6 protein-coding genes and 1 tRNA gene are annotated in these 12,047 nt (G+C 38.2%); 6 read left to right on the forward strand and 1 reads right to left on the reverse strand.

Annotated features, from left to right (window positions below; genetic code table 11):
* Window positions 1-15 precede the first annotated feature (15 nt).
* The 4 genes from ACE1ET_RS13110 to ACE1ET_RS13125 all read left to right on the forward strand — a co-directional run bounded on the left by ACE1ET_RS13110 (window position 16) and on the right by ACE1ET_RS13125 (window position 3,459).
* Complete coding sequence (locus tag ACE1ET_RS13110; RefSeq protein ID WP_375728865.1) at window positions 16-1,407, forward strand: tetratricopeptide repeat protein; 1,392 nt, start codon at window positions 16-18, stop codon at window positions 1,405-1,407.
* A gap of 2 nt (window positions 1,408-1,409) precedes the next feature.
* The gene (lptC, locus tag ACE1ET_RS13115; RefSeq protein ID WP_375728866.1) at window positions 1,410-1,985 is read left to right on the forward strand and encodes an LPS export ABC transporter periplasmic protein LptC; all 576 of its coding nucleotides are present in this window, start codon (window positions 1,410-1,412) and stop codon (window positions 1,983-1,985) included.
* Between the two features lie 46 nt (window positions 1,986-2,031).
* On the forward strand, window positions 2,032-3,291 hold the full coding sequence (locus ACE1ET_RS13120; RefSeq protein ID WP_375728867.1) for a hemolysin family protein: 1,260 nt from the start codon (window positions 2,032-2,034) through the stop codon (window positions 3,289-3,291).
* 95 nt (window positions 3,292-3,386) lie between these two features.
* A tRNA-Phe gene (locus ACE1ET_RS13125) sits at window positions 3,387-3,459 on the forward strand.
* 174 nt (window positions 3,460-3,633) lie between these two features.
* On the opposite strand, the gene ACE1ET_RS13130 is transcribed toward ACE1ET_RS13125, so the two are convergent.
* Window positions 3,634-7,665 (reverse strand): choice-of-anchor J domain-containing protein, encoded by a 4,032-nt coding sequence (locus tag ACE1ET_RS13130; RefSeq protein ID WP_375728868.1) that lies wholly within the window; start codon window positions 7,663-7,665, stop codon window positions 3,634-3,636.
* A 623-nt stretch (window positions 7,666-8,288) separates the two neighbouring features.
* On the opposite strand from ACE1ET_RS13130, the gene ACE1ET_RS13135 reads away from it, so the two are divergent.
* Window positions 8,289-9,914, forward strand: coding sequence for a lipocalin-like domain-containing protein (locus ACE1ET_RS13135; protein WP_375728869.1), 1,626 nt, complete (start codon window positions 8,289-8,291; stop codon window positions 9,912-9,914).
* A gap of 299 nt (window positions 9,915-10,213) precedes the next feature.
* Entirely contained in the window at window positions 10,214-11,884 is a 1,671-nt protein-coding gene (locus ACE1ET_RS13140; RefSeq protein WP_375728870.1) for a T9SS type A sorting domain-containing protein, read from the forward strand.
* Window positions 11,885-12,047: the final 163 nt, after the last annotated feature.

A 12,047-nucleotide genomic window follows, 5' to 3' on the forward strand; every position in this document is an offset into this window, starting at 1 on the left:
TTAATCGCAATAAAAATGAAAACGAAAGTATTTACAACATTAGCATTACTTGCTTTTACGATGACCATGATCGCCCAGAAAGGAGTGGACGACGGGTCAAAGTATGGTCATGGAGAAGACAGTGTCAGATGTCTGAGCAACTTATCGCTGTTTCACGAATATGCCAAACAAAAAAATTATAAAGATGCTGTTGAACCCTGGACAATATGTTACAACGAATGTCCGGCTGCAAGTATTTACATCTATACGGATGGCGAGAATATTATTGAATGGCAGATCAAAAAAGCTCAGAGCAGTGAAGATAAAGATCAGTATATAACATCATTAATGCAGCTTTACGACCAACGTATCAAGTATTACGGTAATTATTCTAAATATCCGGAAGCATATATTCAGGGTAAAAAAGCTTTATCTTACTATGAATATTATGGAAATACTACTGAAGGGTTAAAGCAGTCGATGGACAATTTTGAAAGTGCAATAACAGGATTGAAAAAGAATTTCACATCCAGCACTGCATCGACATTATTATCGTGTCTTTCAAAATATATCGGACTGAACTTTGTTCTCTATGACAGAGGCGAAATTACCGGAGAAAAACTTATTGCAAATTATCAGGAAATACAGTCTGATCTGGATAATATCCAAAAAGCAACAAAAAAATACGATAGTACAGTAAATCAACTTCGCGATTATGCAGAAGAGAAATTTGCAGAAAGTGGTGTTGCGGATTGCAAGACACTGGAAAGTATGTATGCTTCAAGGGTAGAAGAAGAAAAGTCAAACAAAGAAGAACTTGAAAAAATTCTGAACACATTTGACAAATCAGATTGTACTGAATCAGAGACATATTTTAAAGCTGCCGAATATGTATTTGACATTGAGCCAAGCGCAATTGGTGCTGTAGCATTGGCAAGGATGTATATCAATCCAAGCCATGAGGATATTGATAAAGCCATGGAATATCTTAAACAAGCCGTAAGTCTGGAAACAGATAACGATAAAAAAGCAGATTATCTTTACCTGATGGCCAATATTGAATTTACTAAGAAAAAGGATTATCCTATAGCCAGATCATATGCTTTGAAAGCAATTGCAGCCAGACCAAACTGGGGCGATCCTTACATCCTGATCGGACAAATGTATGCTGCTTCAGCTCAGGCACAGCAGTTGGGAAGCAAAGACATTGAAAACAGGGCCGGTTACTGGGCAGCCGTTGACAAATTTAAAAAGGCTAAGCAGATTGATCCTTCCAGCGCGGACGAGGCTAATAAGTATATTAAGATTTACTCGCAATATTTTCCTGGTACTGAAGAAATATTTATGCAGGAAGGTTTTGAACTGAATAAACCATACCATGTAGGTGGATGGATCAACGAAACAACAATTTGTACGCCTAAAGACTGATTTTGTTACGGTATAAGATCCATATTAAAAAATCTGTTATTGCAGCACTTATATTCTGTGCTGCAATAATTTTTTCAGGTTGCACTAAATCCAAAACACAACTTATTCCAGAAATTGACCGTTCCAAGTGGCCATCGGTCAAAGCAATAAATATTGAATCCATTGTTTCAGATTCCGGATATGTAAAGTATATAATTACAGCACCCTTGTATGAAGTATTCGATAAAGTTGAAGAGCCTTACTGGGAATTCAGCAAGGGACTAAAACTCAAACGATATAATCATGATCAGGTAGTTGATTCCGAAATTGAATGTAACTATGCCAGGTATCTTGAAAAGGAAAAATTATGGAGGCTGGAGAATAAAGTCTTTGCCCGAAATATTGACGATGAAACCTTTGAAACCGAACTAATGTATTGGGATCAGGAAAAGGAAAAGCTTTATACGGACCAGATGTTAAGGATTACAAACCATAAAACCGGACAGGTTGTAATTTGTACAGGTTTTGAATCCAACCAGAATTTCACGCAGTATTCATTTGAAAAAGTGACCGCCACATTTTTGATAGATATCGAATAATTTGAATTTTTAAATTCTCTTTCTTATTTTCATACAAAATATTGCAATGAGTTCACTCGCTACCATCCTGATCACCGTTACTTTCTCAGCTTTTTTCTCAGGCATGGAAATTGCATTTGTGGCTTCCAATAAACTCCGGTTTGAACTGGATCGCCAAAAGGGACAGTTCACATCAAACATCCTTTCTATATTCTATGAACATCCACAGCAGTTTATAGCCACCATGCTGGTTGGAAATAATATTGCACTTGTAATTTATAGTCTTCAGATGGCAAAAGTGCTTGAACCGGTATTCTTCAGATATGTCGATTCAGGGCTCGTTGTATTATTGCTGCAGACGATATTCTCTACATTAATTATTCTGATCACTGCAGAATTTCTTCCAAAAACGGTTTTCAGGCTGAATCCCAACCTATCATTAAAGATATTATCGATTCCGCTGATTCTATCTTATATACTCCTATATCCCGTTGCTTCATTTTCATCCTGGGTATCGGCAAAAATTTTACGGCTTTTCAGGGTTAAATTCGACACATCAGAAGAAAAACCTGTATTTGGCAGAATAGAACTGAATAACTTGCTTGAAGAAACCTATGATAGTAATCAGGGAGAATCTGCTCCCATTGACCATGATGTTAAAATCTTTCAGAATGCACTGGATTTTTCACGTGTAAAATTGCGTGAATGCGTGATTCCAAGAACCGAAGTTGTTGCGGTTGACATTGAATCCTCTCTTGAAGATTTAAAGCTCCGGTTCATTGAAACAGGCCTGTCAAAAATTCTCATATATAAAGAAAACATTGACCATGTTGTTGGTTATGTTCACTCTTCAGAATTGTTTAAAAACCCGAAGACTTTACGATCAAGGATCATGAATATACCTATTGTTCCTGAGACAATGGCAGCCAGCAAACTGCTTAAGGTTTTTATGCAGGAGAAAAGAAGCATCGCCGTTGTTGTTGATGAATTTGGAGGCACATCAGGCATTGTAACCATGGAAGATATCATGGAGGAAATTTTCGGGGAGATTGAAGATGAACATGACAGTACCGACCTCCAGATCAATCTGGTTGGAGAAAACGAATACGTTTTAAGCGGACGTCTGGAAATTGACGATGTTAACGAGAAATTAAACCTTGAACTACCCAAGACAGATGATTTTGAAACCGTGGCAGGATTAATATTATTCCATTATGAAAATCTCCCAAAGGTTAACGACATTATTGACATTGGTAAGTTTAAATTCAAAATACTGAAAGCCACAGAAAATAAAATAGAATTGGTCAAACTTAAGGTTTCTGAATAATTTCTCATTTTTCTGTATCTGGTTTTTGAGAATTTGAAAAAATATCTATATTTGCACCGCTCTTAGCAATAAGAGATCACACAGCAAAACCAAATGGTGCCATAGCTCAGTTGGTAGAGCAACGGACTGAAAATCCGTGTGTCCCCGGTTCGATTCCTGGTGGCACCACAAAGCGGGAAAAACAATTGTTTTTCCCGCTTTGCTTTTTAAATCTCTAAACTAGAGATACATTTCGTTTATATGATTTATTCTAACACCTATGACAGGTTCTATATAGTTGAATCCAAGATTCCCAAAAACGGATCAATGCTTCACAACAAGGGTGCTTTTAAAGGATCCTCTTTAGTCTTTCACAAATTTGCTCCTTAATACTTTATTATTTTGAATGACTTCAATAATATATATCCCATCCTCAAAGGTTGAAACGTCAATAGTATTTTCAGAGTTAGTTATGCTTTGTAATAAAATATTTTTACCCGGAACATTGTATATTTTAATGACTCCATAATTATTTTGGAGTTTAATTTTTAATTCATGTGCTACAGGATTTGGATATATTTTAACATCGTTATCAGCTGAGTAAGTCATAGTATTTCCTGTATGTACACTTTCTATGCTGAAGTTGTCGATCATTATTTTATTATCCTCTCCCTTATTGCAATTATATTGAAAGGCAAATACCAGTGATTCCTGTAATTCGTTGAGCGAAATATTAATGTCTTCCCATACCCATTTCGTAATTTCAGGTAATCCGGTTATTTCAGTCCAATCCGCTTCGTTGAATATCTCACTACAGGTTGTAGAATAGTAGAATCTTGGAATCAATTCATCGCCGTAATACCAGTATTTAAACTGAACATCAACCCGACTCATGTCCTGTGTATTGAAAAAAGGAGAAATGAGCCAGTTGTCTTCGGCATCATCTGAGTTTATGGTATAAGCACGTGCACACTTGCCTCCATCTATACCATCATCACCACTAATATGCCAGTTATCGTTTCCTTCTCTTGAAAGTATTGTCCAGTTTTTATACTCTGCACTAAAATCATCGTAAAATGGCAGGTTAAATAAACTCAAAACTTCATCAGTTTTAAATTGAAGAATCTCTCCTAATGCGGTTCCTTCACTGTTATCTGCAAAAGCACGGTAATAATACGTTGTATTTGGCACCAGGTTAGTAAGCGTATAAGTAAATTCACCTGTTGTTCCTGTAATAACTTCTTTATTGTCGCCATCATTAGGCGATGTATTGGTTAAACTCCAGTAAAAACCGCGCTGAGTAATGGTTGTTCCACCGTCGCTTGAAACATTTCCATTCAAACTTACTGCATTTTCAGAATTGGAAGAAGCTGATAATGTTACAACTTCCGGCACGGTTAAGTTCTCAATTGTCTTAAACTGCTTAACTAAACCCGCAGCAGTTCCTTCACTGTTGGTAGCAAAGGCCCTGAAGTAATAATCTGTTTCTGGTGTCAGATCAGTCAGTTCATAAGAGTATGCACCAGTTGTTCCGTTTACAATTTCAACGTTATCCGATGCTGATGGATTTTCATTTGTTGAACTCCAGTAAAAGCCACGTTGAGTAATACCAGAGCCACCATCTGAAACAATGTTTCCGTTTATTGTACCCTGTGCAGATGAAATTTCAGTTGCATTCAAGGTTGTAACCTGTGGAACAGAAGCAGCAACTTGCTGAGTGACATTAAAATTATCAACTAAATACGAATAGGTCTCACCGTCAACCGAATGAAATCTGATGGCAATAAATAACTTTTCAGGTGGATTCTCAATTTCAAATTCAATCTTATCCCATGTCCATTCAGGTATGTTCCAATTCAGATTTTCAATAACAGTCCAATCTGTTTTTACGATAGGTCCACTAAAATTACCGGTGTAATAAAGTTCGGGTTTACTGGCAGACCCTGTTTGCCTGAACATGAATTGTATATTCAAAACATCTGAACCTGTTGCATCAATTGGAGGGGAAACCAACCAGGAATCGATGGTTTTATCCTCTTCTTCCCCTAACCAATACGGATCCACAGCGTACGCGCACGAATCGTCATCGTATCCTGTATTATCTGTCAGCTGCCAGTGATCATCCCCCCCGAAACGCATTCGTGTCCAGCCCTTAAATTCATTTTTAAAATCTTCAAAAAAGGGAATTGAAGTTGTCTCCAATGGTGGACCAACATAAGCCAATTCTTTCATGAATTGAATAAATTCAGCTCCTTCTACCTCAGTTGATTTTCCTCCGAACACGGTCCAGTCACGGTCATGCTCAAGAAATATTTTAACCTTTATCCAGAAATTTTCTGGGTATTTATCATACATGTACCGCCAGTACATCTCTCCCAAAGCATAGGCATCTACCCAGAAGCCGTCTTCTTCATTAACTTCTGCATTATCCACTATTTCCAGCCAGGTTGGTTCCCGGTTATATTTTCTTTGATAATGATAAAATAGATCAACAATTTTATACCGGTGGGCAAGCATTTCTTCATCGGTCATGAAACGATCCGTACTCTCTGCGAGACCTTCATTCAAAAATTGACCGGGATATGGAATTCTTTCGAAAGAAAAGGGACAGAGGATATTAACCCATAAATGCATAAACTCATGATTGATCAATCCGTAGTGACCGACCTCGAGATGAGAGGTATTGATTTTATCGGCGCCTTCTGCCAGTCCCTGAAAATTTGTTCGGTTATTGATCTCCAATCCAACTTCATTATCATAAATACAAATATTGATACGATGGTCAATATGCTGACCGAACCGGGTTTCCTGCAATGTGAGCTGTTCCTCCATATTGGTTGCCATCGCTTCGAGGAAAGGGAGTTCTTTCTCAGCAGCATAGTAATCAAAATGCTCTGTAGAATACCTGATCCCGATCCGATCGGTCTCCTTGATATAGTAATGCTTCAGCAATTGCCACCATTCATATAGATTATCACCGTAATGTCCGAAAAAATAGCTTCCCAGTAATGCTTTGGATTCAAAAAAACTGGCCATCAGATCCATGTTTCCCGGTTCATTCAGGTTGGAAATATCGTACAGTGTTTCAACGTCAGGTTCCTGGGTACCCAGTTCAGCTAATTTTTGTAGCAGTGCGGCACGGTCAGGACGGTAACCCATTTCATACAATCCAAAACCTTCTGCATACCAGGGATCTATCTTACGATCCAGCAAACCCTCTATCGCCATCTGGGAAAGTTCATTAACAGCTACAGAAGCAAGATCCCCATAATATTTTAATTGCTCTGAACTGCCCGGTTCACAAATATAAATGATTGCAGAAGCAAAGACATTCGATCCACAATCCCATTCAGGAGTTGATGAAGTGAACAAAGGATTATCTTCCCTTGCACAGTAATACACGCTTATTTTTTGATCTTCCGGGAAGATGGTGTTTGAATTAGGCCGTTCCCAAATGGATAGATAATTAGCATAACTTTTTTCCATGGCATCCATTATGCTTAGAACATGCTCCAACGAATCAGGAATGGAGGAATAATACTCGAAATGATCGGAAGTACCAGCCATCTGAAACTCAGGTTTAGTGATTATCGAGGAAGTTGGAACCTCTAAACCAGCCAGGCTGTATATGGCATTGCGCCATAACATGAGACCGTCTGCAGTAAGATTATTTCCATCATTATAGCATATAGCACCAAAGTTCATCCCCAAAATGATCATCCTGGCATTTAGCGTTTCTGAACCGATTGTTGTTCCGGCCGGTACATCATTGATAAATGCTGTGGTTGCCGGATATTGAATTTCTTCTGCTGTTCCCAACAAGGTTGAACCATCAGATATAGTCAGCCCATAAGTATAATTAAATGTCTTTTCTCCCTCATCTCCATAATCATTTGCAGTTTGATAGAAAACATCGAAAGAATTATTCGAAAACGTTATCGCATTAAACAACTCATTTCCCTGGTTTTCAGGATCTACAGTAACGCTCATACCTGCCAGGGCAGAACTGGTCCCGCCGCCACTATCCAAGGCCCTTCCATCCCTGAGCGCGTATGTTTTATTATAAAGGAACGGGACATTGATATTTGCTAATCCCAGTGACCCTCCCGGTCGCAATATTGATGCCCCTGAGTTAAATCCTTCCTGAACAACCACCACATCGTAATCCGACAGATCTACTGTTGCATCATCGTCCACCACCAATGTGGTCACAGTAAAATTAGTATCTGCCTTAAACATTCTGATTATGGGGTCATCATCTGGCTGAGCCGCCTGGGCAACCATTACCTTATCTGATGTGACATATGCCAACTTAACAGGTTTGTCATTTTCCTGTGCATTGACTATTGAAAAAATTAAAATAGTTGCAAAAGTTAACAGCGTTCGAGTTTTCATGGGATAATATCTGTAGGTCAACAAATTAATATCCAATAAATTTAGAAAAATATATTTACAAATTCAAAGTAAGTAAATAATATTAAGGGGACTTACTGTTGAATTTATTTTGATTCTGTAATATTCAAATATCGTTAGATTAAAATTGACCTAAGAAGTCGATTTTCTCTACGTAAGAGTGTGTCGAATAATGAAATAGCCTCATATTATTTATTCCAATATTTATGAAATATCCTACATTGGGAAATCCGATAATCCTTAATACAGACTAATGCTTCACAACACCAGTGCTTTTAAAGACCCCTGAATTAAATTTGCTTCAGCCTGGAAAATATATCTGACAATAGATTGTCAATTCAGATCACAGGCTTTGAAGATTGAAAAATTTATTAACCTTCACTTCTCTCCTGGCGTTACAAATTTCTAATACTCCCGGATTTCACAATACAATTTTCTCCGCTTATAATGTATTCTCAATTCAGCGAAAATACCCATTTTGTACTTACAGATATTTTTACTGTTTTTTATGTTATACATTTGTACAGAACGTTACAGGCATTCGCAATCATTCAAATTATAGTATTTTTATCTTGACTAATTTTAAATAACCTAACAATTTTAGTATGAACATAAAATTTTACTTCTTATTAAGTTTTCTTTTTCTGGTTTTACGTCCTGCTCCTTCACAGGACTGGAAGACGTACCCTTATGAACCAGGAGGCAGTTTAATTAAATTTCCAAAGGATGAGGGCAGACATACGGCAGAACCAGTGGAATGGTGGTATACAATAGGGCATTTAAAAGGATCGGAAAGCGGTACAAACTACAGTTATATGCTAACCTACTTTTACATGAATTATCCACCTTATCAGGGATTCAGAATATTCAATGTTACGAATGATGATACCGGAGAATTCTATTCTGATGTACAGCCTGTTGTTTACGCGCTACTTGCCACTGACAGTTTAAACCTTGTTGCCAAAACCGGAATTCTTGGCACGGGTACTGAAACATGGAAAAACAAAACAGATGCCAGCGGCATGATTCCGTTCGAATATGTATTGAATGCTACTGCCCCAAAGGGTGCATTAAATCTTGAATATGATGCTCAAAAACCACCACTTATTCTTGGTGATGATGGTTACTTCCCCCAGGGACAGGAAACATATACCTATTATTATTCCCAGACCCTGAATAATGTTACCGGTTCATTTACATTTAACGAAAGCACAGAGTCTGTAACAGGAACATCCTGGATTGACAGGCAGTACGGCACTTTTAACCCAAGTACTGGCGAGAAATATGAGTGGTTCTGCTTACAACTTTCCAACGGAATGGACATTAATTTGTGGGATCTGTTTGCAACAGACAATTCAATCCCCGATGATCCAAAATACAAGAATATTTCAGTCTATGTGGATGAAAACAACAGTTATACAAACATTGATTTTCATATTGAACGTCTGGGATTCTGGTGGAATTCCACAAAAGACGAATGTTATTCCAGAAAATGGAGACTGACCTCTGATCAGAATAATATTGACGTCATCATCACCGCACTGAATAATAATACAGAAGTTAAACTACCATTCCGGTTTTACGAAGGCTCTGTCAGTATTGAAGGGACTGTGAACGGAACAGCTGTTAGTGGAAAAGGATATGCGGAACTGCTTCACACCTATGCCAATCCTGATGTGAGCATTCTCATACCGGAGAATAACGAGTGGAACAGAGCCATTCCTCTATCGTGGACTCTGAACAATCCTGATGATGGAAATCCCATAACCTATGATTTATACTATAGTACCGACAACCAGCAGTCATTCTCAAAGATAGATTCAGGATTAACTTCGAATGAATACGTTTGGAACGATGCCAGCTTAAATGTGGGGCAATCCGTCTGGTTTAAGGTTGATGCTTATTCTGTTGATACAACACTTACCGGAACGGATACAACTAACAACGAGATAAAGGTAACTGTTGCAACTAAAATTGATGAAGAATCGGCCCAAAACAATATAAGTGTATATCCTGTACCGGTTAATGATAAATTATTTGTCAGGCTGAACCATTCCATCCATATTAAAAGCTATGCAATTTATGATTTGTCAGGAAATAAATTAGTTGAAAATACAATAGCCGACGATGATCAGATTGTTATTAATACTGAAAGACTGAATCCGGGTTTCTATTCGATACAGTTTACAAGCCATTCAGGCCATATTAATAAACAATTTATGAAATACTGATAATTAAAGCTCCTTCGGGAGCTTTTTTATTTCCCGATTATTGAAACATAATATAAATAACACATTTTAATGCAATCGATTGCAAAATATTCCCAAAATTCTCATCATTTCAAAATTCAATTCTTATATTTGTGTAGTACTTGACAAGTTTATAAATATTCAATGAATATTTAATTTGAAAAATACTTTGGACAGACTCTGTTATTAAATCTAACTATCAATTGTATGAATGCCATTTAGTTGTCTGATTATTTACAGTGTTTTGACCAGTTTATATAAACAACATTAATCAGCATGATATGAAACGATTTTCTACTTTTCTTTTTCTATTTTTAGCCTTTGTTATATCAGAGGTATCAGCACAAACACCAGCTTTTCCAGGAGCTCAAGGAGGTGGAATGTATACAACAGGCGGACGAGGCGGTGAGGTTTATTTTGTCACCTCTCTTGGTGATTCCAATACAGGAAACTATTCAACCCATGAAGGAACTCTCAGATGGTGCCTGGGGCGCCCGGGCAAAAAAACCATTATATTCAGAGTTGCCGGTATCATTGCCCTGAATTCAAGACTGGATATTAACGATAACACGACCATCGCCGGACAAACAGCTCCCGGAGATGGTATCTGCCTTAAAAACTATAGCCTTTATCAGGGCGGAAGCAATGTTATCGTAAGATACATTCGTTCCAGGATGGGAGATGAAAAAGCGACACAGGATGATGCCATGTGGGGAAGAAATGAATCAGACATAATTATAGACCATTGTTCTTTAAGCTGGAGTACAGATGAGTGCGGATCATTCTACGACAATAAGAACTTCACTTTGCAATGGTGTATTTTATCTGAAAGTCTCAGAGAATCTGTCCATGAAAAAGGCACCCATGGTTATGGAGGTATTTGGGGAGGTCAGACTGCAACTTTTCATCACAATTTGCTTGCGCACCATGACAGCAGGAATCCGAGAATGAATGGTTCCAGATATTCAGGTGAAACAGAGCTTGAGTTGGTTGATTTCAGAAACAATGTCATATACAATTGGGGAGGCAACAGCGGTTATGCCGGCATGGGAGGAAGCTATAATTTTGTCAATAATTATTACAAGGCAGGACCAGGATCATCTCACCCAACGCGTATTTTTAACCCCAATCCAAGTACTGATAAATATGAGTTACCTGCCGGTGTATGGGGTGTCTTCTATGTTGACGGCAATGTCGTAACAGCGAGCTCATCAGTTACAAACAACAACTGGTTAGGAATAGAACCCAGTGGCGGTGATTTGCCGGGTGGAACAATAAATGGCATTAAATCAACCACAGAATTTGCAGTACCTCATGTAACTACACATTCTGCAGAAATAGCTTATGAAGCAGTCCTTAACTATGCTGGTGCCAGCTATAGCAGGGACTCGACTGATATGCGTGTTATGAATGAAGTTAGAAATGGTCTTGCACCTATGCGTGCTTCAAACGGCACAACACGTCCAGGATTGATTGACACGCAGGAAAATGTTGGTGGTTGGGAGACTTACTCTTACGATGAATCAGAAGTTCCGGTTGACAATGATCGTGATGGTATGGCAGATGACTGGGAGGACGCCAATGGTTTGAACAAGGAAGATCCAAGTGACCGGAATGTCGTAGGTGCTGACGGATATACCATGCTTGAAAAGTACATCAATAGTTTGGTTGCAGATAATGGTCCTGTACCGGTACAAAAAGTCTATTCAGATCCGAAAGGATTCAGCTTGTACCCGAATCCGGCCAGTTCGGAAATTCATTTGACAATTCCGGATTATAAGTCATTTGTGTCTTACAGGATATCAGATATTTCCGGCAAAACAGTTCAGAAGGATCAACTCACCGGAGAATTAGCCAGCAATGTCAGCATTAATGCACTGGATCGTGGCATATACTTTATTACAATTTCAAACGGGAAACAATATATTACCAAACGGTTTGTAAAACAATAATACAGAAGGGTTGCGGCTTTTCTGAAGAGAACCCCAAAAGTTTTATCTGGCTTTTGGGGTTCTCTTTTACACGAAAACTTTTTCATTACCCAACCTAACTTTTTTAAAATCTGGATTCAGAATCAAAACATGTTATACAACGTTCACCCGGCATCGCGATATA

It is taken from the genome of Quyinboa mangrovi (assembly GCF_042219825.1).
In the GTDB taxonomy this organism is placed as follows: domain Bacteria; phylum Bacteroidota; class Bacteroidia; order Bacteroidales; family UBA5342; genus JBHJHP01.

What these genes read in the sequence shown, in the direction of transcription:
- ACE1ET_RS13110 (WP_375728865.1), top strand. Translation starts at nt 16, where the DNA reads ATGAAAACGAAAGTATTTACAACATTAGCATTACTTGCTTTTACGATG.
- ACE1ET_RS13120 (WP_375728867.1), top strand. Translation starts at nt 2,032, where the DNA reads ATGAGTTCACTCGCTACCATCCTGATCACCGTTACTTTCTCAGCTTTT.
- ACE1ET_RS13130 (WP_375728868.1), bottom strand. Translation starts at nt 7,665, where the DNA reads ATGAAAACTCGAACGCTGTTAACTTTTGCAACTATTTTAATTTTTTCA.
- ACE1ET_RS13135 (WP_375728869.1), top strand. Translation starts at nt 8,289, where the DNA reads ATGAACATAAAATTTTACTTCTTATTAAGTTTTCTTTTTCTGGTTTTA.
- ACE1ET_RS13140 (WP_375728870.1), top strand. Translation starts at nt 10,214, where the DNA reads ATGAAACGATTTTCTACTTTTCTTTTTCTATTTTTAGCCTTTGTTATA.